We start from the raw sequence: 21,717 nt of genomic DNA on the forward strand, positions 1-21,717 counted from the left end.
ACAAACGGAGAAAGTGATGAAAACCCTTTTAAGAATAGATGCCAGCGCGAGAAGAACCGACAATGACAAACCCAGCTATAATTCGATTTCCAAGTCGTTGGCGCAGCTATTCTGCGATCACTGGCAAGCCCAAAATAACCTATCAGAATTCATCTATCGTGATCTGAGTGACCAAGCACCGCCGGCCGTCACCCAAGATTGGATCGCCGCCGTATTCACCCCGGAGGAACTCCAAAGTACAGAGCAGCAAAGGCTGCTGGCACTGTCGGACTGCCTTATCGACGAGCTGCAGCGGGCCGATATCATTCTGATCTCAACACCCATGTACAACTATGGCATGCCGGCGGCACTCAAGGCCTGGTTTGATCAGGTCATACGCATCAATCGCACATTCAGCTTCGACTTAAAGCGCGGCGATTTTCCGCTGCGGCCGATACTCAGCGGCAAAAAACTGGTTTTGGTTTACTCCTGCGGCGAGTTTGGCTTTGGCGAAGAGGGGATCCGCGCCGGAATGAATCACCTGGGCCCCCATATCAAGACCCTGAGCCACTATCTGGGGGTGGAGCAGTTTTATGAAGTGCGCAGCGAATACCAGGAGTTTGCCGACGAGCGTCATCAGGCTTCCGTCGCAGCAGCCGGAGACTCGCTGACAGAGTTGGCCCAAATACTCTAGCCATTCATAAGTGTAAATAACCTTTCATCGACCGGCGAAGATGCTAGGCTCTCCCGTCTTGAAAGCCCACCTCTATTGCAAGGGCAAAAGACGATTTGGAGGGAGAATTGAAGATGCCGCGGATACTTAACCCTATGATTGGCTTGCTGGCCCTGTTGGCAAGCGGCATGGCACTGGCCAAGGACGCACAACCGCTGCAACTCGAGCTGCGTTATTGCCAGTGTGCAGCTCCTTTGGAAACACAGGAACTCAGCCGGGAGTTCCTGGCCAAATCACGGTCACTGACAGTGACCCTGTTGCCTGATGAAGATGCTGGCAGGGTCACAGATAAGGAGTTCAGCTTGAGTTACCAACTCCTGGCGATAGAGAGCGGTGTCTGGCAGCTTAACTATACCGCCGACTTTCATCACAACAGCAGCCACTACAGCAGTCAGAGTCAAGTAAGGCTGCCACAGGACAAGTGGCTAAAGCTGTTCGGTAATCAGAGCCAGGAAGGCACAAGCATCAGGCATTTTAACCTGCTTGGCAGAATCGTGGCCGCTCAGTAACTGCGGCCACTTTACCGCCAAGTTCTCTACACTTGAAGCCGGTTGTTGATATCAGTTCTTGGTCACTACCCAGAGCGCATGCAGCAGCCCGGGGAACCAGAAGAACAGACAAAGAATGATATTGATCAGCAGGTCTTTACCGGCACCCGCTTTGAGAAATACCGCCACCGGCGGCAGTAAAATAGCGATGATGACGAGCAAGAGTTTGTTGGTATCCATGGTATGACTCCTGGCGAGGAATTAAAGGGGCAACCCGTTTAACTTGGCAGCATGACGCCCGGCTTGCAACCTTTTTTACCTTTGCCTCGAAGCGAGCCGACGTTTCGACCACGCCGGAATTCATTTGCGCTTGGGCCAGTCCAAAGTCCAAGGTTCCGCTAACGCTTGCATCTGACTCAACACTCCCGGCCGCAGAAAGGCGTCGCCCTGAGATGGCAAGCTCAGGTATCTAAGGGTTTGCCCCCGCCATTCAAACTCCAGCGCATAGGCATGCAGGTAACCACGGTCGGCATCAACAGCGCTGCCACCATAGAGAGTATCCCCCAGAATAGGCACCCCCAGACTGGAAAGTGCCACCCTCAGCTGATGGGTCTTGCCGCTGTGGGGTTTGAGCAGATACAGGCGCAGCCCTTCGGCAACCGACCAGGAAAAGAACTGGGTAACGGCCGGGTTGTCGGTGGAACGCAGCAGCTTATACTGACTGCGGCGGGACTTGGCCATATCACCTATGATCCAACCCTGCTTTTTGCCCGGTTTGCCCTTGGCCAATGCCAAATAATATTTCTGCACCTTGTGTTCACTGAACATACGGGTAAATTCAGCTGCCGCCTCGGATGAACGGGCCAGCAGCAATAGGCCGGAGGTCAAGGTATCGAGTCTATGCACGGGATAGAGCTTGCAGCCCAGCTCCTGCTCGGCACTGGCCACCAAACCTGCCTCACCGTGCTGGCTGTGAAAATGAACCCCAGGACGTTTGTCCAGCAGGATAAAGTCGGGCTCTGTGGCTATCACTGAATACATGGGTTAAACCTGAAATGTCACTCTGACTCTGAGACCTGGATGGTTATCTTCCAGCGAAATACTGGCGTTGTGTCGCGATAGAATCGCCTTGACCATGGAAAGCCCCAAGCCGGTACCCTGCTGATGGCGGCTGGGATCCAGCCGCACCAAGCGCTCAAAGACCCGCTCACGCTCCGCCTCCGGGATCCCGGGACCATTGTCGCTGATGATGACCTGGTTGGCTTGCTGCGAGATGGTGATACAGGCACCCTCGCCCGCATAGCGAATGGCGTTGTCGACCAGGTTGAACAGCGCCTGGAACAAGAGGTGTTTGTCGCCTGTGATATGGCAATCCTCACTGGTTTCCAGCTTGAGCTGCTGGCCTTCCGCCTCGGCCAGCACGTCCGCCATATCCAGCAGATCGGTGCACATCTGCTGCAAGCTGAAGCTCTCCAGCTCCAGTTTTTGCTGCCCTTCTTCAATGCGGGTCAGCGACAGCATTGCGTTGAAGGTCGCCAGGCAGTGATCCAGCTTTTCAATAAGAATCGCACTGCGCTCCGGGATCTCTTCCGCCGGATATTGCGGCAACTGCTCCAGTCCTATCCGCAGGTGCGACAAAGGCGTGCGCAGGTCATGGGCAATATTGTCTGTCACCCCGCGCACTGCCGTCAGGTTGTGCTCCAGGGTATCCAGCACCCGGTTAAACTGGCGCGCCAGCATGTCGAATTCATCACTGTTGCGACTCACCGGCAGGCGGGTGTTGTAGTAACCTCGCTCTATGCGTTCACTCAAGCGGTTGTATTGCACCAGACGCCTGAGCAGCGCCTTGGAGAACAGGTATCCCATGGCCAAGGTCAATACCACTGTCAGCATCACAGCGGTAGCCGCTGCGCTGAGAAACTTCTCGATCAGCGTCGCCAGGTGGTCGGTACGGGTAGCGATCAGCACAGGGCCATAGCGGGTCATCACCACGCCACCGGTGAGAATATGCAGCTTATCCGGGCCACCGGTGAGAATGGGGAAATCGCGGGTTCTGGGTAGCAGCGGCATATTGTCGGGCATAAAGGTCAGCGCCCCCACCATATCCGGGCTGCCCTGCCAGGCTATAAGTGCGGTTTGTGGATCGGCGGCGCGAATTTGCGCCGCAAAACTGCGCTGATCCACACTCAAGGCCAGCTGTTGATAGCGCTGCGCCTCCGACGCCAGGTGTTTCTCAACCTGAGACTGCTGCTCTGTCACCAGCTGTTGATAGAGGGCAAACAGCAAGGCGCCGATGATCAGAGTCACCAGCACAGAGAAGAAGATGGTAATACGCCATACGCTGCTCTGGTAAGGCTTAATGGCTTTGGCGGAGACGATAACCAGCTCCTCTTATGGTTTCAATCAGCTCGCCGTGACCCAGCTCTTCAAACTTGCGTCTCAACTTGGCGATATGCACATCAATAACATTAGTTCTGGGATCAAAGTGGTAGTCCCATACGGCTTCAAACAGCAGGGTGCGGCTGATCACCTGGTTGGCATGTTCCATCAGGTACTTGAGCAGCTGGAACTCCTTGGGCTGCAACATCAGCTCAGTGCCGTCCAGAGTCACTTTACGGGTCAGCAGCTCCATCTCCAGCAGACCCACCTTGAGATCTGTCTTGGCCGGCTGTGACTGGCCGCGCAGCATCAGCTTCTCGGCCCGCACCAGCAGCTCTGAGAAGGCAAACGGCTTGGTCATATAGTCATCGCCGCCGGCGCGCAGTCCCTTGACCCTCTCGTCGACATGGCTGAGCGCCGAGAGGATCAGTACTGGGGTCTGATTGCCGGTGGCCCGGAGCGCCGCCAGCACCTTGAGGCCGTCGAGCCCGGGTAACATGCGATCCAGTATTACCAAGTCATACTGACTACTGGTCGCCAACAGCAAACCCTGATGACCATCGGCAGCAGTTTCAATATTGTGTCCCTGCTCCAGGAAGCCTTTGACGATATAGTCCTGTGTGGTTGCGTCATCTTCGACCAGTAGTATCTTCATTGTCAGTCCCATTTCAGTAGAGGCAATGGCCGCTGTTTTTCGATATCAAACGCCAGCTTATGCTTGCCTCGTTCATCCATTACTTTCAGCTCCAGGTAGGAAATCCCCAGATCTTTATCCAGTTGGGCTTCCAGCAGATGAGCATTGCTGTTTTGCATTGCCATTTCCACCAGTTGGGAAAAGCTGAGCTGCTTCTTGACCAGGAGTTTGACCACTGCCAACTCGGCCATATCGTCTGCCTCGAGGCGTTCGACTTTGCGCTTGAGTACCTCGCCGTTGCTGGCGAGTATATCCAGCTCTGTGGTAGTACGATCATCCGGGTTTATCAGGTCAATTTCATAGACCAAGACCCCATTTTCCACATCGGTTTCAAACTCGACGATCACCCCGGGAAACTGGGACTCAATACGCTGCATCAGCTCTATGGGTTGAATGCGTTCATTATCATTCAACAATTCCAGCAGCGAGGGAGCCGCGACTGCCACCGAAGAAAACAGTACCAGCCCCGCCAATAAACGTCTCATTTTGCCTCCATCCGAGCGCTGGCACTGAAGGCCAGCCACTCATACAAGCCATGGTTCATTTTGCAGTTTCACCAACTAGAGTGATACTTTCAATTTCAACTTCCTTGCCGTTCCACTCCTTGTCGACCTCACCGGTCAGTTTCACCAGAGTGCTTTCTTTCACATCGGCATTGATATTCCGCCAAAGGTCATGGTCGATTTCGACTTTAACCTCTCCGGAATCATCACGGAACAGGTAAGTTTCGTCGCCCAGGCTCTTCACCAGATAACCTGTCAGCTCCACCTGGGTGTCATCGTTGGCCTGCTCGACCTGAGACGCTGTACTAACCCGATTTTCGGCTCCTGGACCGGTATAAGCAGCCAGAGCAGCGGCACTGCAGAATGAGGATAATACCAATAAATAAGTTAACTTTTGCATCTTGTTTCACTTCTGTGGTTGTTTCAATGGCTGCAGTATAGATTTCCGCGCTTGAAGCCAGGATGGAAGCAAGATTAAGTTTTGATCATCTAGTTAACAACAGGCACAAAAACGCAGCCTTTGTCAGCGCTCGAGGATATGAATTTGTTCGGATTTGAGCGCGACTTCGGTCTGCATACCGGCAACCAGCTCCAACTTGCGCGCCAGATGTAACGGCACTTCGGCGCTGAGAGTCTGATCCACGCCTTCGATTGCCGCCAGCAGGCGCACAGATTCGCCCATTACCAGCAGGGATTCGAGCCTGACATTGAGTTTATTGAAGCTGCGGCACAGGCGGCCACGGCTGATAGAGTTAAATCTGACGCCTTGATTGGGCACCACCCAGCGCACCTTGTCTCCCGGATTCAGGCGCGCGTCATAGTCACAGGCAATCAGTTGCTCGCCAAACTTGAGCCAGGTGAGTTGCCGCTCCTGCTCCAGGGCCACCACTTCGGAGTCAAACAGGTTTCTCAGGCCCATCTGCCGGGCAACCGCCTCGTTGCGGGGTTTAGCCAACACTTCATGGGGCACACCCTGCTGCAACAACTGCCCTTGGCTGATAAGCACCATGCGATCGGCCAGCAACAAGGCTTCGTTGAGGTCATGGGTCACCATGACCACCGGAATATGCAGCTGTGACTTGAGCCGCGCCAGCTCCAGATACAGGCGCTCACGGGTCTCGCGATCGACCGCGGAAAAAGGTTCATCCAGCAGCAATACCGAAGGCTCACGCGCCAACGCTCTGGCCAGCGCCACCCTCTGTCTCTGGCCACCGGACAACTGCTCCGGCAAACGATCCGGCAAACCGTGCAGATTGACCCGCTCCAGCCAATCCAGCGCCCTGGCCCGGCGTTCGGCCTTGGGCAGATGATCCAGCCCGGCGATTACATTGTCGACCGCACTCAGGTTGGGAAACAGGCCAAAATGTTGCGGCACAAACCCCAGATGGCGTTGCTGCGGGCTCAGGTTCACCGTCTCGGAAAACCAGGGTTTATCACCATAGCGGATGCTGCCGGATTGCGGCTTATTGAGACCGGCAATCATCCTCAGCAGCGTGGTCTTGCCGCCACCGGAAGGCCCCACCACGGCCAGGACTTCACCGGCACGGCAAACAAAGTCAGCCTGCAGTGGAATCCCCTTGGTTTGATGGATGCTGACATGCAGATCTGTCGGGGTCATTTCAATCTCCCGAGCCGCCGCGACAGCCCTGTGGTCAATGCCAATGTGGTGATGGCAAATAGCAAGAGTACCAGCGACATAGTACCGGCAGAGGCGAAGTCAAACGCCTGGACACTGTCGTAGATGGCGATGGAAATCGTCTTGGTCTCTCCCGCGATGGAGCCCCCCATCATCAAGACGACACCAAACTCGCCGAGCACATGGGAGAAACACAACACCAGGGCCGTCAAAATCCCCGGCCACACCAAGGGCAACTCCACCTTGAACAGCTGTTTGGTGCGACTCATGCCACAACAGGCGCAGGCATCGCGCACATCCTGAGGAATAGCTTCAAAGGCTCTTTGAATAGGCTGCACCGCAAAGGGAATATTGACCAGTACCGAGGCGACCACCAGGCCGGAGAAATGAAATACCAGCTGCACTCCCAGGGTTTGCTGCAGCCATTGGCCAAGCCAGCTTTCACTGCCAAGCCCTACCAAGAGGTAATAGCCTATAACCGTGGGCGGCAACACCAGGGGCACCATGATCAGCGCCTCTACCCAGGACTTACCGTGAAACTCACGATAGGCCAGCAAGCGGCTCAACAAGATGGCAAGCGGCAAGAGCACCAAGACACTGATGGCAGCCAGTTTGACCGAGAGCCACAGCGACTGCCAATCCATTCAGCCTCCCTCGGGCAAGGCAAAGCCATAGGCGCTGAACACTTGTCGCGCTTCCTGCCCCTGCAGATAGTCATAAAAGGCTTTGGCATCGTCGCTGGCTTTCTCGAGCAGTACCATGCGCTGGGTCAGCGGGGCATGGGAGTCTACCGGCAACGCCAGATAGTGACCTCTCGCCTGAAACTGCGGCGCCACTGCCAGCGACAGGGCAACTATGCCGCCCTGAGTCGAACCACTCAAGGCAAACTGCGCCGCCTGGGAAACGTTTTCGCCATAGATGAGGTTGGCCTGCAACTCCTGCCACAGGCCCTTTTGCTTGAGCAGCGCACGGGCGCGTTCGCCATAGGGAGCATGATCCGGGTTGGCGATGGCAAAGCGCTTGATCTGCCCGGCGGCCAGAGCTTGTTGCAGCCCCAGTAACTCTTGATCCAGTTTCAGCGGTGAATTCTTGGGAGCCACCAGCGCCAAGCGCCCGTAAGCGTAGACCACCCCCTTGTCACGGGTGATACCGGCATCAGCCAGCGCGTCGACATAACGCTCGTCGGCCGAGAGAAACAGCTCAAATGGCGCGCCATGTTTTATCTGCGCCACAAAGTTACCGGACGAGCCGTAGGAGATCTTGAGTTGGCGTCCTGTCTCCTGCTGATAACGCTCGGCAATATCATCCAGGGCAAACTTGATATTGGCCGCCGCAGCCACATGAACGCTTTGCGCCGCCGCAGCCGGCAGACACAGACCAAGCAATGCCAGTGCAAACAGCACGGCCTTGGTCGTCGAATTCAGCAATCGCTCCAATAGCACCATCACAAGCTCCGGTTACTTTTCCCAGGCCTTAGCGGCCTGCTCGTCGGCATCGCGGGCCTCAACCCAGTGTTGGCCACTCTCACCGGCTTCCAGTTTCCAGAATGGCGCCTTGGTCTTGAGGAAATCGATGAGAAACTCACAAGCCGCAAACGCCGCCTTGCGGTGGGCACTGCTGACACCGATAAATACTATCTGTTCGCCCAAATGCATAGTGCCAACCCGGTGAATGATGGTCAGCTGATTCAGCGGCCAACGCTCACGGGCTTGAGTGGCAATTTGCCCCAAAACGGCTTCTGTCATCCCGGGATAGTGTTCCAGCGTCAGGTCGGTAACCGCGCTGCCATCGTTGAAGTCGCGCACCTTGCCGACAAAGGTCACCACGGCGCCGTCGCTGTTGTCGGCGGCGATGCGGGCATATTCGGCCGGGACATCGAAGTCGGCGGTTTGTACCAAAATACGATCGCTTTGCATCTCAACCTCCGGTTACCGGTGGGAAGAAGGCCACCTCGTCACCCGCTTTGATCTCTGTATGCCAGGGACTGAGGGTTTGGTTGACGGCCACCAGCAGTTTGTCGGACGCCATCACTCTGGCCCACTTGTCGTCTGTGGCCGCCAATTGGGCACGCAGCGCCTCGGCCGTCAAACCCGGCTGGCTCTCAACTTCAATGGCAGCCGTTCCCAATAATTCGCGTACTTGAGCAAAAAACAGCACTTTAATCATATCATTACACCTTAAAATGACCGGATTTACCGCCGCGTTTTTCCAGCAGTCTTACCTGTGTAATCACCATATCCTTCTGCACCGCTTTACACATATCGTAAATAGTCAGCGCCGCAACCGAGGCCGCCGTCAGGGCTTCCATTTCAACCCCGGTTTTGCCAGCCAGCTTACACAGGCTGGTGATCCTGACCCGGTTTTGCTCCGGCTCGGCCTGTAGATCCACCTCGACCTTGGTCAGCATCAAGGGGTGGCACAAAGGGATCAACTCTGAGGTTTTCTTCGCGGCCATAATGCCGGCGATTCTGGCGGTGGCGAACACATCGCCCTTATGGTGACTGCCACTCATGATCATCTGCAGCGTCTCGGCAGACATCTCAATATAGGCCTCTGCACGGGCTTCGCGCTCGGTGATCGACTTTTCGGTCACATCCACCATATGGGCGTTGCCATCGGCATTGATATGGGTAAAGGCATTAGTCATCTATAGCAACCTTTTTCAAATGGGATACGAAGTTACAGGGCCGGTGCCGGGCATCCGGCTGCTCTTTGAGGATCTTGTTCCAGGCCGTACGGCATGCGCCGGTGGAAGCGGGCAGACAAAACAGCGCCGTTTGATTGGCGATATTCAAAGGCTCAAAATGGGTATGACTGCAATGTCCCATGTCAGTTCCTGCTGCTGAATGCTACCGAGATGGCGATGATGAGTATCTGGCGCCCAGACGAGCGCCACCCTCAACCGCCGATAGAGGCCAGGTGTTGGGTCACACCGGTAATACCTTGGTGCAGATAGTGAGTCTCTTTCTTCTGCTGCAACTGCTGATGCAAACGGGCAATCAACTCATCCTGCTGTTCAGGACTCTGAAGCAGATCACGAAGATCGACACCATGTTCGGTGAACAGACACAGGTGCAGCTTACCCTTGGCAGAAACCCGCAACCTGTTGCAGCTGGCGCAGAAGTTTTTGGCATAAGGCATGATGAGCCCGATACGGCCACGATAATCAGGATGGCTGAAGTTTTGCGCCGGGCCATCTTCAGCTGCGGGCTGATCATACTGCCAACCTTCGGCCTCGAGTCTGGCCTTAATATCGGCTCCGGCCAGGTGATGCGCCTTGAAATAGTTGTGCCCCAACCCGGTTTCCATCAGCTCTATGAAACGCAGATCTATGGGGGTATGTTTGATCCAATGCAGGAAACGCGGCAGATCCTTGTCGTTGAGATCCTTGAGCAGCACGGCGTTGATCTTGACCCGCTCAAAGCCGGCTTCCAGCGCCGCATCTATACCGCGCATGACCTCATCGAACTTGTTCTCGCCGGTGATCTGATAAAACATCCTGGGGTCCAGGCTGTCCACAGACACGTTAATCCGCCTCAGCCCGGCGTCGTACCACTCTTTGGCGTGCTTCTCGAGCCTATAACCATTGGTGGTAGTGGCGATAGTATGAATTTCGCTGTTATCGGCAACTGCGCGGATGATATCGGTAAAGTCTTTGCGCAGTGTAGGCTCGCCACCTGTGATCCGCACTTTGCGGGTACCTACTTTGGCGAAGGCAGCAACCAGATTCTCAATCTCGCTGAGCGTCAGAAAAGAGGGCTTGCCCTCCGGGCGATAACCATCCGGCAGGCAATAACTGCATTTGAAGTTACAGACGTCAGTGACTGACATCCGCAAATAGTGAAATCTTCGACCAAAATTGTCTTGTAACTGGGACATGATCACCTTTCCAAGTCAGGGAGGTGAGGGCATTTCTTTGCTCACCCCGGTGGCAAAATTGCCACGGCTAAAGGACCATATCTTCACTGACGTAGGACCAAAAGCTCGGAGAACCGTCTGCGCCAATTATAGGACGAAAAGGGGGGCGAACCATACCCCTAAAAATGTATTTCCCGACTTGGCTCAAATCTGCGTGGACTTTTTGTGACAGGTCTCACTCAGAAATTTCATCGAATCCCTGCGCCGCTTTCCGATCAAATACTGTGCCCTGGATGGATTTTCAGGTAAGGTTGGAGCTGGATAAAAATAAAACACCCGTTTACATCGGGGGACTTTGAAGGATAGAGGTGACATGATGGAACGCGAATCAATGGAATTCGATGTTGTTATCGTCGGTGCAGGCCCAGCCGGACTGGCTACGGCTTGCCGTTTGATGCAGATCTCCAAAGACAGCGGCAAAGAGATCAGTGTCTGTGTGGTCGAAAAAGGCTCTGAAGTTGGCGCGCATATTCTCTCCGGCGCCGTCTTTGAACCCAGCGTATTGGAAGAACTCTTCGGTGACTGGAAAGAGTTGGGAGCGCCCCTGCATACCCAGGTTACAGAAGATGAAATCTATCTGCTCAAGTCAGCCGAAGATGCCAAACATCTGCCCAACAGTCTGGTACCCAAGACCATGCACAACCATGGCAACTATATTATCAGCGTCGGTAATCTCTGCCGCTGGATGGCCGAGCAAGCCGAAGGCCTGGGAGTGGAGATATTCCCCGGTTTCGCCGCCAGCGAGCTGTTGTTCAATGAAGATGGCAGCGTCAAGGGAATACTGATTGGCGACATGGGCATAGGCGCCGATGGCCAGCCCAAAGACAGCTACATGCCGGGCATGGAGCTACACGCCAAATATACTGTGTTTGCCGAAGGCTGCCGCGGCCATCTGGGCAAGCAGCTGATAGAAAAATTCCACCTGGATAACGGCAAGACACCACAGCACTACGGCATAGGCTTCAAAGAGATTTGGAAGATCCCGGCCGAGCAACACCAACAGGGTAAAGTGGTTCACAGTGGCGGTTGGCCGCTGTTGGAAGGCGCCAGCGGTGGTGGTTTCCTCTACCACATGGAAGACAACCAAGTTGCCGTGGGGCTGATCATCGATCTCAACTACAAGAACCCGCATCTGAGCCCTTTCGATGAATTTCAGCGTTACAAGACCCACCCTGTCATCGCCAAGACCTTAAGCGGCGGCGAACGTTTGACCTATGGTGCCCGCGCCATCACCAAAGGGGGGCTAAACTCTCTGCCCAAGATGAGCTTCCCAGGCGGTCTGGTAATAGGTTGTGATGCCGGGACACTCAACTTCGCCAAGATCAAGGGTACCCACACCGCCATCAAGAGCGGTATGCTGGCGGCTGAGACTCTGGCCGAAGGTCTTATTGCGGGGGTTGAAGGCGGAAAAGATCTCGACTGCTTCCAGGAACGGCTGGAACAGAGCTGGCTCTTTGATGAGCTTTACCGCTCCCGTAACTTCGGCCCGGCCATGCACAAGTTCGGCACCTTCCTGGGTGGAGCCTTTAACTATATCGATCAAAACTGGTTTGGCGGCAAGTTCCCTGTCACCCTGAGGGACGAGCATCCCGACTATGCCCAGATGGGTGAAGCCAGCGCCTACAGCAAGATTGACTACCCCAAGCCGGACGGCAAGCTTAGCTTCGACAAGCTCTCTTCAGTGTATCTTTCCAATACTTTCCACGAGGAAGATCAGCCCTGCCATCTGCGTTTGAAAGATGCCAACATCCCTATTGCTGTTAACCTGGTGAAATACGATGAACCGGCGCAGCGTTACTGCCCTGCGGGTGTCTATGAGGTGGTTGAAGACGAGGGGCAACCCAAGTTTGTGATTAACAGCCAGAACTGCATTCACTGCAAGACCTGTGACATCAAGGACCCCAGCCAGAACATCACCTGGGTGACGCCCGAAGGAGGCGGTGGTCCCAACTATCCCAATATGTAATTGATTAACCTAAACCACAAAAACGCGTCTTTATAGGGCGCGTTTTTTTATTTACCGAACGCAACATTAGGCTCTATTGAAGCAAGGGCAATTTTTAGTCATAATCCCGGTTCTACAATAAGATCCAGCCCCATAAAACAGCTGGCATGCCTATACTCTACAAAGACTTAAGGGAAAGTCCCTGCCACTGTGTTAGCTCGCGGCCGTAACCAACGCCGGCTAATTAATGCTGTTGTCCACATTAATAAGGATATGGATAGGCGATCGCTATGAAACTCATGCTTACCATCAAACAAAAGATTTTACTGACGGTGACTCTGGCCGTGCTGATGTCGACTATTTTAGTTGGTGTGCTCAGCCAGCGCAGTGCCCGTGAAGTTGTCGAACAACGTATGCTCGGTTCCGAGCTGCCCAGCTTGATGCTGCAGATCCGCAATAAGTTGGATCTGGAGATCAGTACACTGATGAACGGCGCCGAGCAACTGGCCCACAGTCAGATGCTCAAACACTGGTTGGAACAGGGGCGTCCCGAAGCCGAAGTCCCCTTGGTCATCTCACAACTCAAGGACATGACCCGTCAGTATCATTTGGCGCAAGCCTCCTACGCCGACCGCGAGACGGCGGCCTATTACACCCAGGATGGTTTCCTGCGGATCCTCAATCAACAGCAGGACGGCTGGTTCTTCAACTACAGAGACAGTCGCCAGGAACGCATGTTGAATGTGTTCACCGAAGCCAACGGCGAGGTCAAACTCTTCATTAACTATCAACAGCCCAACGGTCGCGGCCTGGTGGGGCTGGCCAAGTCGCTCGACGATATGGTGCGCCTGCTCAACTCCTTCAAGATTGAGCAGAGCGGCTATGTGTTCCTCACCGACAATCAGGGCAAGATCCAACTGCATCCGGACAAGAGTCTGACAGGCAAGCGTAACTTGCAGGATCTCTACCCAGGCAATGTCAGCAAACTGTTGAATAAGAGCGACTTCCAGTTGCTCGAAACCGAAGTCAATGGTACCGATATGCTGGTTGCCAGCAGCTATATTCCGTCAATGGATTGGTATCTGGTAGCTCAGGTTCCTCAAGGGGAAATCTTTGCCCTGTTGCAAGAGGCCGCCTACCAGATTCTGTTATGGACAGCATTGATTGCCGCCGGCTTCATCTTCCTGGCTGTGATAGTGGCAGGCTCTGTTAGCCGCCCCATCAGCAAGGTGGCGGAAATGTTCCGCGACATAGGCGAAGGCGAAGGCGACTTGCGCCAACGTCTGCCGGTCGAGGGTGAAGATGAAATAGCCCAACTGGCCAAGGGCTTCAACAGCTTTATCTCCAAGATTCAGGACTCTGTGGTCGAAGTGGCCGCCACCAGCGAACAGTTGGGGTTATCAGCCAAGGATGTCTCGGCGCAGGCCCAGCAGACCATGAGCGACAGCCAGGATCAGAAAGACCGCACCATGATGGTGGTGACCGCCATCAACGAAATGGGGGCAACCGTTAACGAGATTGCCGCCAATGCGGCCCAGGCGGCGGTAACAGCCAAAGATGCCGACAGCGAATCGGCCACTGGCCAACAGGTGGTGACCCGCGCCCGGGATACCATTAACCAGTTGTCGCAGGATGTGGCTCAGGTCGGCGAAGTAATCGAGTCTCTGGCGACCCATACCAAATCCATCGGCGGCATTCTGGATGTGATCCGTGCCATCTCGGAGCAAACCAACCTACTGGCACTGAATGCCGCCATTGAAGCGGCTCGGGCCGGTGAAGCCGGCCGTGGATTTGCGGTCGTGGCCGATGAAGTCCGAAACCTGGCTTCCCGCACCGCTGCCTCCACCGATGAAGTGCAGGTGATGATAGATAAGTTGCAGGCCGAAGCCGCCAGAGCCGTCAGTGCCATGGAGCTGAGTCGCAACCGCTCCCGTGAAGGGGTGCAGGCCGTGGATGAAGCCAGCCAGGCGCTCAGCGGTATTTCAGGGCAAATTGCCCAGATAAGCGATATGAATATCCAAGTGGCGGCAGCCACAGAGGAGCAATCCACTGTAGTGGAGGATATCAATCGTAACGTCAGTGAGATCAATGAGATAACCCAGCGCACAGCCGAGACCGCCGAAGCCGCCGCCGCGGCCAGTGATGCACTCAATAATCTGGCCCATAGGCTGGATACCTTAGTCGCCCGATTCAAGGTTTAACCTCAGGTTCCCCAACGGCAGCCTTGCAACTGCCGTTGGGAATACTGAACCTCATTCCCGCAAAGCCTTGAGTACACATGCAACTCCTGAATCTTGCTGCTGATTGGTATAACATAGCCGCAACTATCTTTCGGCTAATAAAAGAGTATTCATGGAACCACAGATAGAATGGGCGCTGTCACATATCGCCTGGCTGATGTTTATTCTGGCAGGACTCTTCTTTGTCTTGCAGCTTTGGCGTTGGCAGCAACTGTTGAAACATATACGGGTTCAGTATCCTGAACTGGCTCATACAGATGAAAATAATTCACCAAATATAGCGATAAGGGTCAAACAGTCGCTGGAGTCTGGCACTCTGGCCAACAGCCAGGATCCTGTGATTATTCGTTATCAGAAACAACAGAGCAGCCTTAGACTGATAATGGCTATTCTGTTGACCATAGGCTTTGTAATGGCCATATTAGAGTGAGCTAAAACCCGTTAAGCCCAGCGCTATTCAAGACAGACTATAGATGAATATAAGTTATCTATGGCCTGTATTTACCAACCCAAAGTTCTGCTAGTGTTCCAAGGTTATTGTTTGGGCCAGGGAAAACTCACCTCAGGCTGCTCGCCATAACAAGTGGGTCGTCTTGGGCAAACTGCACCTCTGGAGCAGATCAATCTGGCATCACCGGCAATACCACGCTCGACCCAATTGATATTGAGGATCCGCGCTACTGTCAGCAGTTGCTGTTTTATCTTTCTGGGAATGGCACCTTCTCCGCCCTGCTCAACACAAGCCTGTTTAAGATCTTGCGCCAATGACAAGGCATCCTCCCCCTGGGCCTCAATGGCAGGATTGAGATCTATTCCGGCACAGAGCACATGATGATTGCCGGCCAAGTCTTCTACCTTGACCGATTCACAGCAATAGATCCTGGGTTGTTGCTCCACATCCAGAATGGATATCTGCGCCGAACTGCCCTCCTTGGGCTCGGTGATCATCCGAAATACCGCCCAGTGCTGACAAGGGTCGGCCACCGCCCGCATATTCCCCCAGGGTAGCGGAATACCGTTGCCCCGATACACAGCTTTTAGCTTGCCCGGAGCATAGGCATCGAAATAATGCCAGTGAGGATAAGGTGAAACCACTGTCATACGCCGCATCGCTACCGAGGGAGAAACCCCCGCCAGCCGGTGAGCATCGATCTCGTAGCCGTATCTGTCCAGCAGTTGCCTGAATGCTACCTTGGGGCAGAGCAAGGCCCCGGCAAAGAAACTGGCCTCAAAGCCACGCCAGGCCTGGAGAATATCCTGGGCATTGAGAGACGAACTCTGGATCTGGGGATCGGTTTCACTGAAGCCACTGCGGCCCACGGTCAACACATTGCTCAGCCCATCGCGATTGTGCAGCACACAGTGGCCTATATGCACCGCCAAATCGTACTTGAGCCTGGTTGGTTGAGACTTGAGGATCTCGTTGAGAAATAGCGTTCCCGGCGGCTCCATGTAGGAAGTCACCAACTCTCCGGCACTGACCCCCTGAGCATCCGTCAGCAGTTTTGCCGGCCGGGCGAACCATTGGATCTTCAGTCCCTGCGCCGCGGCGAGATCCAGCATCTCTTCTACCGACAAGGGCAGACGCTTCTTACCTACTTCTTCGGCGGCCCGTTCCAGATCGGGGAAATGGTTTTGATGATGTTCCTGATGGGCGCGGATCAACAGGTGGGCAAACTGGCGGCCGCTGATCCCCGTTTGTGACAGCATCTCGGGAATGGCTATCTGCAAAATATCATTGGAAAACAGGAAGCCCGGCTCCAGCGGCATACCACTGACACCACCGCGCCGCCCTTTGTCCGGAGTGATAGCCTGCTCCTCCGGCGCATCGTCCAGAAACCAACTCACCTCTTTCTGAAAAACTGCGGCTATGACCGCCAGCATACCAGCGCTGGGAACACGCTTGCCCCTTTCGATCATCGACAGGTATGACACAGACGGCGCCGACTCAGGATCGACCCTGACACAGCGTGCCGACAAGTCTTCCATAGTTAAGTGATTGCGCTTTCTGAGGTTTCTTATTTTAGTACCCAGAAAATGTGACTTACGGATCAGGCTTTGGTCTTGGCGCATTTTGTAAAATTCACACTGTAAAATTTTTATTGTGAAATTGTAATCAAAAAAACGCTAGCCTACAAATTAAGCAATTCACAGGAATTGTCCGGCCATGAGGCGACAGTGCCATCAGGTCAAGGAAAGCAAAACACGAGGGCGAGACGATGAACATCTCCACTATGCAGCAAAAAATCAATCAAGAGCACAACCCTTTCATCGCCGAAGCCGTCTTTGCCGTGGAAGCACTCGGTGAACGCCATATCGCCGACAAGATGGCCAATGCCAAGCAACTGCTTGACCGGCTGTTCCCACTGGCAAACGGCTCACATGCCGAGGTGGTTTGCTATGTGGTCTACTATCAGCATCTCTTGGCCTGCTTTGCCGATGGCAGCCAGTGTGGCCTCAAACAGCCACAACAGTTTGTCGCCCTGAGCGGCCACCGCAGCGAGCCCGAAGCCATACTGCTCAAGGATGATTGCGGCTGTCACCTGGAGCTGAGTTTTGATCGTCAGGGCTGCATCGGCAGCCGCGACTGCGCCGCCATTGAAGACATTCAGCTGGAACGCTGTCTCATCGATGGTCGCTGCCAGGAAAACAGCCTCAAGCGTGAGTGGATTAGCCTGTTGCATAATGATGGCGGTCAACCACGCAGCAACAAGAGTTGCAAACGCTTTACCACCAAAGATGGCCATGAATATCAGTTGTCTTCACGGGTCTAATCGCAACAGAGCGTCATAGGCTTGGCCTTATTAGACACAGCAAAAGGCACAGCAAACTTCTGCCAGAAATGACATCGACTCAGGATCGGGGAACTGGCTTCCCTGATCCTGTTGTCTTAGTCAGAGATTCAGTAGAACTTACGCTGGACATTAAGTTAATTTTAGTTTTCCTAGCATTTTGCCTCACTTATACTAACGCTCCCGGAATCTTGCTATCTCTTGTCCATGAGCCAACTGCAGAAAAAGTGGCTGTTTTGCCTGCTTGCCATCGCCTGCCTACACCCCGCAATCTCCTCACCTCTGGCACTCTTGGTGGGATTTGTGCTGGCTAATCTCGGCTGGTTGCCATCGGACTGGGATCTGGGGAAACTGACCAAAAAACTGCTGGCCATCTCCATTGTCGGTCTGGGTTTTGGCATTCCGCTGCAACAGGCGATCGACGCCTCTGTAGGCAACTTACCGTTAATTCTCGGTTCCATACTGCTGACATTATTGGCGGGAACGGCACTGACCCGGGTGCTGGGGCTGGATCATCGTGTCGGTCACTTGATTGCCAGTGGCACGGCCATCTGTGGTGGCAGCGCCATCGCCGCGGTGGCACCGGCTATCAATGCCCGCAACGAACAAACCGCCATTGCACTGGCCTGCGTCTTTGTACTTAACTCGGTTGCCCTGTTCGTTTTTCCCGTGATAGGTCATCTGCTGCAGCTGAGTCAACATGACTTCGGAGTTTGGAGCGCCATCGCCATTCACGACACCTCGTCCGTGGTGGGCGCCGCATCCGCCTACGGTGAAGAAGCACTCAAAACGGCGACCACCATCAAACTGGCACGCGCCTTGTGGATAGTGCCTCTGGCGGCAATCAGCGCCTTGTTGTTCGGAGGCAAGGGTAAACTCAATATTCCCGGGTTTATTCTGTTTTACTGCCTAGCTATTGCCATCACCAGTTTGTTGCCTCAGGGCCAATTTATCTATCAGGAGCTATTTGAGCTGGCGAAGCGTACCCTGGTGGTGTGTTTGTTCCTGATTGGCTGTGGTATCACCTTCAGGAAACTACAGCAGAGTGGTAGTAAGCCCTTACTTCTTGGAGTGATTCTCTGGCTGTTTATCGGCAGCTCGTCTCTTGGCTATATTCTCTGGCAGGGTTGAAAACAGGTAACAAAAGCCTGCGAAGGCGCTGAGTTCTATCAGAGCCCGCAACAAGCCTTGGGTCTGGGTCGATACCAGTACCACCAGTAAGAGAAACAGCAGAATATAGCCAGGCTTCACCGCCACCTCCACAGTTAAATAATGCCGCTATTATTGGTGTCTGTGGAGCCTGGGTGCCAATATCGATTCTCAATAATAAAGAACCCAAAGCACTAAGAAAAAATTTTTTATACCTTTTTAGATGCATTAACTGGCATGAAACTCGCTCTCTGTGAAGGGGATAGCCTGGTAGCAAGGAGGAAAGTTGCCGGGGAAAATGCCTAATCCTACTTGCTCAGCCGCCGCAGGATTAGCTTCAAGAAACGCGTGTAAAGTCGCTTCAAAACGACAGATGCCACCCGTGTCTTAGGCCGCCTGTGAAGTATCGGCGCTAGCAACGGGTTGAATAAAGTCTTCCATAAACCAGGCACAGAAGGTATGGCGGCCATCAACATCCGCCTTGGCGTAAATTGCCGATGCCTGCTGCCGCACCGTCTTCTCCTTGGTGCTGCGAACACTGGCAATCTCTTTGAAACTCAAGCCTTTCAACAGTAATAAAGCCACTTCCTGCTCACTGCGGGTCAGCGACCAGAGCTCAAATTGTTGCTGTACCGCCTGGGTGTATTCCTGGCGGGCGGCTTGCATTCGACTGGAGATATTGCAGATCCTGGCATCGGCATTGGCCAACTTTGACTTGAGTAACTGCATCTCGCGGCTGCGGCGGATCAGATCAACACTGATATACAGGGCACCACAGGCGGAAAGCGCCACCAAAATGCTCTCCTGCACTATGTGATAAGTCGGCACACCAAGTTGCATATCTGACAACACATCCAGCAGATTCAGCGTCATGATCACACTGAGCAGCACTATCATCACCAGATCCTTCATTGACGCAACTCCCGATTAATAAGCTTCAAAAACATGCAGTTAACTTATGGTACATATGTCCCATAAGTGCAAATATGATACAGGTCGCCGAAGACAACAGGCCAAATCAGTGCCAGGCTGGCGGCTGGTATTTCCCCAAGAGACACTCCCATGAAAATCCGCCCCCTCTATCTGGGTTGTAGCCTGCTGTTAATGGTGTTTCAGCTGAGAGCGGCCCCGGAAACAGACAGAGACGCCCTTTTGTCCCTGAGTCAAAACAGGCTGCACACATCTTCGGCACAATTGGCTCCAATATATCACAGCTCGGACTGGCTGACAGGCTTGCCAAGCATCAGTTTGAGCCATCTTGGCAGCCTGGAAAGCCACAACAGCTATGAGCAGGAGCTCTCGCTCAACCTGCCTTTTCAGTCACCGGCCATGCAGCGCCAGAATGCCAAACTCAAGCCCATTAACGAACGCATGCTGGAATTGCAGAGCCAACTGCAGCGCCTCTATCTCTCTGGCCTGTTGCGTCAGTATTGGTGGCAACAGGCACAAGCCGAACAGGAGCTGGCGCAACTGCGCCACAAGCAACAAGTTCTGCAGCAACTGCTGCAGCGGCAACAGGCCCTGAGCCGAAGTGGTGAAATGCCGGCAACTGCGGTACTGCTGCTAAAACGTGAACTGCTGGAGCTGTCGCTCACTAAACTCCCACTGGAGCAACAACAACAAGAAGCCAATGAGGCACTCATACGCCTGACCGGGCTGCAACAGCTGCCGTCACTGGATGAAAGTGACACCCCACTGCCGGATGATGCCGGAGCCGGGCATCCCATGTGGCAATTGCTGGCGCTGCAGCAGCAACGTCAGCAGCTCACCACAAACGCCCAACTCGAAGGAGATGACACTCCTTGGCTGGTGTCTGTCACGGCCAAGAGCACTGCCACCCAAGGGCTGGATGAACAGTCTCTGGGTCTGGCACTGGAGATCCCCTTACCTGTTGGCAACGGCCTGAGCCAGCAACAGCTTGGCGAGTTGCAGCAACAAAGGCTGCAACTGGAGCAACAGCAACAACAGCAGTTACTGCAGAGCCAACTGCTGTTGCAGCAACTCAAACGTCGTCAAGCCCAGCTACAACAAGAGCAGCAAGGGCTGGAGCAAGCCGTGCAGCTGAGCAAACAGCTCAGTGAAACCCTGCTGACCACGGCCGAACAAGGCCCAGCCCAGTATGAGTCCTGGCTGCGGCGCCATCTTGAGGCCCTGGATACCCAAGCCAGGCTGTCGCTCAACCGGCTGGCACAAGCCCAGCTGCATTCCCAACAACTGCAAGCGCTCGGAGTTACCCTATGACCCCTAAAACCCTGGTTGGCACACTGGTGTCGACACTGTTCTTCTCCCCGCTGTGGGCGCAGGAAATCTCGGTTGCGGACCTAGGTAAGCTGACACTCAGCTTCACCTCAGTGAACCAAGTACAACAGATAGAGGCCGCCCCTGTACCGGCAATATTGGCGGCCCAGCCCGGCAGCAGCTTCTATCTCACGGCACCGGAAACCATCCAACAGCGACGCTGGTTGGTGGCCGAAGGAGAATGGGTCGATGAAGGCCAAGCACTGGTACAGCTTAAGGGCGCCGAAATTGCCCACTTTCAGCTGCAATTTGCCGCCGCCGAAGCGGCATTCAAGCTCGCCAAGCAGCGCTATGATCGCAACCAAAAGCTGCGGGCCAACGGCGCCATAGGTGCCGAAACCTGGTCGCAGATAAGCCGGCAGTATTTCGACGCTTTGCTGCAATATGAACACTTGCAGCATTTCAGTGAATTGCTTAAGCCGGGGGAGAGTCCTGAGACTCTGATATTGCACGCGCCCATGGCCGGCCTGCTGCAATACGGCGATAGCAGTGAACCGCTGATGAGCGGCGCCCCACTGCTGGGGATACTGCCCGCCGACGAACTCAGGCTTAAGCTGCGTTTACCCCTGGCCCAGAAAGACAGTGTCAGTGCTGTGATGGCCGGAGAGTGCCAACTGCAGATAAGTCGCAAGGACCAGCTGGCCAAACAGGGCTTTGTCGATGCCTGGAGCCAGGCCGTTCCCCCAAGCTGCGGCCTGCAACCCGGGCAGCAATTACAGGTTATTCCGCTGCAGGCCATCAATGCCTTGGTGGTGCCCAAACAGAGTCTCTATTCCTGGGGCACTGGCAGCCAAGTGCTGAGTCACAGCCAAAACAAGCTGCGGCCAACCGACGTGCAAGTGATAGGTGCCAGCGCCGACAGCTACTTCCTGGCGCCCAATGAGACACTGGTCGATGCCGAGGTACTGAGCGACTCAGTGGCGGCCGTCAAAGGCATACTCCTGGGTTTGGGGGGCGAATAGC

Annotated in this window: 24 protein-coding genes, 1 pseudogene and 1 riboswitch; of the genes and pseudogenes, 9 read left to right on the top strand and 16 right to left on the bottom strand. The window is 54.4% G+C overall.

The features are described from left to right. Positions 1 to 16 precede the first annotated feature (16 nt). Together ACSHSR_RS21060 and ACSHSR_RS21065 are read left to right on the top strand one after the other, a co-directional pair. Entirely contained in the window at positions 17 to 673 is a 657-nt protein-coding gene (locus tag ACSHSR_RS21060) for an FMN-dependent NADH-azoreductase (RefSeq protein ID WP_413735169.1), read from the top strand. Between the two features lie 113 nt (positions 674 to 786). Then, a complete protein-coding gene (locus tag ACSHSR_RS21065) occupies positions 787 to 1,221 on the top strand; it encodes a hypothetical protein (protein ID WP_447018622.1) in 435 nt (144 codons plus the stop codon). Positions 1,222 to 1,272: 51 nt separating this feature from the next. Here ACSHSR_RS21065 and ACSHSR_RS21070 read toward each other — a convergent pair whose 3' ends face one another. The 14 genes and pseudogenes from ACSHSR_RS21070 to moaA form a co-directional block, all read right to left on the bottom strand. Further along, on the bottom strand, positions 1,273 to 1,440 hold the full coding sequence (locus ACSHSR_RS21070) for a YqaE/Pmp3 family membrane protein (RefSeq protein ID WP_025009192.1): 168 nt from the start codon (positions 1,438 to 1,440) through the stop codon (positions 1,273 to 1,275). A 120-nt stretch (positions 1,441 to 1,560) separates the two neighbouring features. Then, positions 1,561 to 2,241: a TIGR01621 family pseudouridine synthase gene (locus tag ACSHSR_RS21075; protein WP_115389470.1), complete on the bottom strand. Its 681-nt coding sequence runs from the start codon at positions 2,239 to 2,241 to the stop codon at positions 1,561 to 1,563. 3 nt (positions 2,242 to 2,244) lie between these two features. Then, on the bottom strand, positions 2,245 to 3,507 hold the full coding sequence (locus tag ACSHSR_RS21080) for a sensor histidine kinase (RefSeq protein WP_025889207.1): 1,263 nt from the start codon (positions 3,505 to 3,507) through the stop codon (positions 2,245 to 2,247). 49 nt (positions 3,508 to 3,556) lie between these two features. Next, complete coding sequence (locus ACSHSR_RS21085; RefSeq protein WP_025009189.1) at positions 3,557 to 4,234, bottom strand: response regulator transcription factor; 678 nt, start codon at positions 4,232 to 4,234, stop codon at positions 3,557 to 3,559. Positions 4,235 to 4,236: 2 nt separating this feature from the next. Beyond that, positions 4,237 to 4,758 carry a PepSY domain-containing protein gene (locus tag ACSHSR_RS21090; RefSeq protein ID WP_479631122.1) on the bottom strand — a complete coding sequence of 174 codons (522 nt, stop codon included), beginning with the start codon at positions 4,756 to 4,758 and terminating at the stop codon, positions 4,237 to 4,239. Between the two features lie 55 nt (positions 4,759 to 4,813). Next, positions 4,814 to 5,176, bottom strand: coding sequence for a YgiW/YdeI family stress tolerance OB fold protein (locus ACSHSR_RS21095; protein WP_144131323.1), 363 nt, complete (start codon positions 5,174 to 5,176; stop codon positions 4,814 to 4,816). Positions 5,177 to 5,299: 123 nt separating this feature from the next. Further along, positions 5,300 to 6,394 (bottom strand): ABC transporter ATP-binding protein, encoded by a 1,095-nt coding sequence (locus ACSHSR_RS21100; protein WP_479631123.1) that lies wholly within the window; start codon positions 6,392 to 6,394, stop codon positions 5,300 to 5,302. Then, a complete protein-coding gene (gene modB, locus ACSHSR_RS21105; RefSeq protein WP_025009185.1) occupies positions 6,391 to 7,056 on the bottom strand; it encodes a molybdate ABC transporter permease subunit in 666 nt (221 codons plus the stop codon). The genes ACSHSR_RS21100 and modB overlap by 4 nt, the downstream gene beginning before the upstream one ends. Next, entirely contained in the window at positions 7,057 to 7,857 is an 801-nt protein-coding gene (modA, locus tag ACSHSR_RS21110; protein WP_479631124.1) for a molybdate ABC transporter substrate-binding protein, read from the bottom strand. It abuts the gene before it with no gap. A 12-nt stretch (positions 7,858 to 7,869) separates the two neighbouring features. Next, the gene (gene moaE, locus ACSHSR_RS21115) at positions 7,870 to 8,328 is read right to left on the bottom strand and encodes a molybdopterin synthase catalytic subunit MoaE (RefSeq protein ID WP_025889201.1); all 459 of its coding nucleotides are present in this window, start codon (positions 8,326 to 8,328) and stop codon (positions 7,870 to 7,872) included. A gap of 1 nt (position 8,329) precedes the next feature. Next, entirely contained in the window at positions 8,330 to 8,578 is a 249-nt protein-coding gene (moaD, locus tag ACSHSR_RS21120; protein WP_025889200.1) for a molybdopterin synthase sulfur carrier subunit, read from the bottom strand. A gap of 4 nt (positions 8,579 to 8,582) precedes the next feature. Next, on the bottom strand, positions 8,583 to 9,059 hold the full coding sequence (gene moaC / locus ACSHSR_RS21125) for a cyclic pyranopterin monophosphate synthase MoaC (protein WP_025889198.1): 477 nt from the start codon (positions 9,057 to 9,059) through the stop codon (positions 8,583 to 8,585). After that, positions 9,052 to 9,201 (bottom strand): annotated as a pseudogene (locus ACSHSR_RS21130) (molybdenum cofactor biosynthesis protein); the annotation flags it as partial. The pseudogene ACSHSR_RS21130 and the gene moaC, both read right to left, overlap by 8 nt. A gap of 109 nt (positions 9,202 to 9,310) precedes the next feature. Then, positions 9,311 to 10,291, bottom strand: coding sequence for a GTP 3',8-cyclase MoaA (moaA, locus tag ACSHSR_RS21135; protein WP_044735502.1), 981 nt, complete (start codon positions 10,289 to 10,291; stop codon positions 9,311 to 9,313). Further along, positions 10,279 to 10,414, bottom strand: a riboswitch (molybdenum cofactor riboswitch). It overlaps the preceding gene by 13 nt. Positions 10,415 to 10,646: 232 nt before the next feature. On the opposite strand from moaA, the gene ACSHSR_RS21140 reads away from it, so the two are divergent. The 3 genes from ACSHSR_RS21140 (at position 10,647) to ACSHSR_RS21150 (ending at position 14,945) form a co-directional block, all read left to right on the top strand. Then, positions 10,647 to 12,296, top strand: a complete 1,650-nt coding sequence (locus tag ACSHSR_RS21140) for an electron transfer flavoprotein-ubiquinone oxidoreductase (protein ID WP_208135121.1) — start codon at positions 10,647 to 10,649, stop codon at positions 12,294 to 12,296. Positions 12,297 to 12,565: 269 nt separating this feature from the next. Then, a complete protein-coding gene (locus tag ACSHSR_RS21145; RefSeq protein WP_028780717.1) occupies positions 12,566 to 14,476 on the top strand; it encodes a methyl-accepting chemotaxis protein in 1,911 nt (636 codons plus the stop codon). Between the two features lie 151 nt (positions 14,477 to 14,627). Next, positions 14,628 to 14,945, top strand: a complete 318-nt coding sequence (locus ACSHSR_RS21150) for a hypothetical protein (RefSeq protein WP_093981770.1) — start codon at positions 14,628 to 14,630, stop codon at positions 14,943 to 14,945. Between the two features lie 104 nt (positions 14,946 to 15,049). Here the strand turns inward: ACSHSR_RS21150 and ACSHSR_RS21155 are convergent, their stop codons facing one another. Continuing rightward, positions 15,050 to 16,588, bottom strand: coding sequence for a DUF3612 domain-containing protein (locus ACSHSR_RS21155; RefSeq protein ID WP_071237333.1), 1,539 nt, complete (start codon positions 16,586 to 16,588; stop codon positions 15,050 to 15,052). Positions 16,589 to 16,734: 146 nt separating this feature from the next. Here ACSHSR_RS21155 and ACSHSR_RS21160 point away from each other — a divergent pair, with 146 nt between their 5' ends. Both ACSHSR_RS21160 and ACSHSR_RS21165 read left to right on the top strand, forming a co-directional pair. After that, entirely contained in the window at positions 16,735 to 17,289 is a 555-nt protein-coding gene (locus ACSHSR_RS21160) for an aldolase/citrate lyase/malate synthase family protein (protein ID WP_107005844.1), read from the top strand. A gap of 225 nt (positions 17,290 to 17,514) precedes the next feature. After that, positions 17,515 to 18,438 (top strand): YeiH family protein, encoded by a 924-nt coding sequence (locus ACSHSR_RS21165; protein WP_093981773.1) that lies wholly within the window; start codon positions 17,515 to 17,517, stop codon positions 18,436 to 18,438. A 405-nt stretch (positions 18,439 to 18,843) separates the two neighbouring features. Here the strand turns inward: ACSHSR_RS21165 and ACSHSR_RS21170 are convergent, their stop codons facing one another. After that, positions 18,844 to 19,368: a helix-turn-helix transcriptional regulator gene (locus ACSHSR_RS21170; RefSeq protein WP_025009176.1), complete on the bottom strand. Its 525-nt coding sequence runs from the start codon at positions 19,366 to 19,368 to the stop codon at positions 18,844 to 18,846. Positions 19,369 to 19,518: 150 nt separating this feature from the next. On the opposite strand from ACSHSR_RS21170, the gene ACSHSR_RS21175 reads away from it, so the two are divergent. Both ACSHSR_RS21175 and ACSHSR_RS21180 read left to right on the top strand, forming a co-directional pair. Then, positions 19,519 to 20,697 carry a TolC family protein gene (locus tag ACSHSR_RS21175; protein ID WP_144218013.1) on the top strand — a complete coding sequence of 393 codons (1,179 nt, stop codon included), beginning with the start codon at positions 19,519 to 19,521 and terminating at the stop codon, positions 20,695 to 20,697. Continuing rightward, the gene (locus ACSHSR_RS21180; protein WP_144218015.1) at positions 20,694 to 21,716 is read left to right on the top strand and encodes an efflux RND transporter periplasmic adaptor subunit; all 1,023 of its coding nucleotides are present in this window, start codon (positions 20,694 to 20,696) and stop codon (positions 21,714 to 21,716) included. Before ACSHSR_RS21175 ends, ACSHSR_RS21180 begins: the two co-directional genes overlap by 4 nt. Position 21,717 lies beyond the last annotated feature (1 nt).

Source organism: Shewanella sp. VK101 (assembly GCF_056497865.1).

Excerpts from the sequence above, each read along its gene's own strand:
- ACSHSR_RS21060 (WP_413735169.1), top strand. The coding sequence starts at position 17 with ATGAAAACCCTTTTAAGAATAGATGCCAGCGCGAGAAGAACCGACAAT.
- ACSHSR_RS21065 (WP_447018622.1), top strand. The coding sequence starts at position 787 with ATGCCGCGGATACTTAACCCTATGATTGGCTTGCTGGCCCTGTTGGCA.
- ACSHSR_RS21070 (WP_025009192.1), bottom strand. The coding sequence starts at position 1,440 with ATGGATACCAACAAACTCTTGCTCGTCATCATCGCTATTTTACTGCCG.
- ACSHSR_RS21075 (WP_115389470.1), bottom strand. The coding sequence starts at position 2,241 with ATGTATTCAGTGATAGCCACAGAGCCCGACTTTATCCTGCTGGACAAA.
- ACSHSR_RS21085 (WP_025009189.1), bottom strand. The coding sequence starts at position 4,234 with ATGAAGATACTACTGGTCGAAGATGACGCAACCACACAGGACTATATC.
- ACSHSR_RS21090 (WP_479631122.1), bottom strand. The coding sequence starts at position 4,758 with ATGAGACGTTTATTGGCGGGGCTGGTACTGTTTTCTTCGGTGGCAGTC.
- ACSHSR_RS21095 (WP_144131323.1), bottom strand. The coding sequence starts at position 5,176 with ATGCAAAAGTTAACTTATTTATTGGTATTATCCTCATTCTGCAGTGCC.
- ACSHSR_RS21100 (WP_479631123.1), bottom strand. The coding sequence starts at position 6,394 with ATGACCCCGACAGATCTGCATGTCAGCATCCATCAAACCAAGGGGATT.
- modB (WP_025009185.1), bottom strand. The coding sequence starts at position 7,056 with ATGGATTGGCAGTCGCTGTGGCTCTCGGTCAAACTGGCTGCCATCAGT.
- modA (WP_479631124.1), bottom strand. The coding sequence starts at position 7,857 with ATGGTGCTATTGGAGCGATTGCTGAATTCGACGACCAAGGCCGTGCTG.
- moaE (WP_025889201.1), bottom strand. The coding sequence starts at position 8,328 with ATGCAAAGCGATCGTATTTTGGTACAAACCGCCGACTTCGATGTCCCG.
- moaD (WP_025889200.1), bottom strand. The coding sequence starts at position 8,578 with ATGATTAAAGTGCTGTTTTTTGCTCAAGTACGCGAATTATTGGGAACG.
- moaC (WP_025889198.1), bottom strand. The coding sequence starts at position 9,059 with ATGACTAATGCCTTTACCCATATCAATGCCGATGGCAACGCCCATATG.
- moaA (WP_044735502.1), bottom strand. The coding sequence starts at position 10,291 with ATGTCCCAGTTACAAGACAATTTTGGTCGAAGATTTCACTATTTGCGG.
- ACSHSR_RS21140 (WP_208135121.1), top strand. The coding sequence starts at position 10,647 with ATGGAACGCGAATCAATGGAATTCGATGTTGTTATCGTCGGTGCAGGC.
- ACSHSR_RS21145 (WP_028780717.1), top strand. The coding sequence starts at position 12,566 with ATGAAACTCATGCTTACCATCAAACAAAAGATTTTACTGACGGTGACT.
- ACSHSR_RS21150 (WP_093981770.1), top strand. The coding sequence starts at position 14,628 with ATGGAACCACAGATAGAATGGGCGCTGTCACATATCGCCTGGCTGATG.
- ACSHSR_RS21155 (WP_071237333.1), bottom strand. The coding sequence starts at position 16,588 with ATGCGCCAAGACCAAAGCCTGATCCGTAAGTCACATTTTCTGGGTACT.
- ACSHSR_RS21160 (WP_107005844.1), top strand. The coding sequence starts at position 16,735 with ATGAACATCTCCACTATGCAGCAAAAAATCAATCAAGAGCACAACCCT.
- ACSHSR_RS21165 (WP_093981773.1), top strand. The coding sequence starts at position 17,515 with ATGAGCCAACTGCAGAAAAAGTGGCTGTTTTGCCTGCTTGCCATCGCC.
- ACSHSR_RS21170 (WP_025009176.1), bottom strand. The coding sequence starts at position 19,368 with ATGAAGGATCTGGTGATGATAGTGCTGCTCAGTGTGATCATGACGCTG.
- ACSHSR_RS21175 (WP_144218013.1), top strand. The coding sequence starts at position 19,519 with ATGAAAATCCGCCCCCTCTATCTGGGTTGTAGCCTGCTGTTAATGGTG.
- ACSHSR_RS21180 (WP_144218015.1), top strand. The coding sequence starts at position 20,694 with ATGACCCCTAAAACCCTGGTTGGCACACTGGTGTCGACACTGTTCTTC.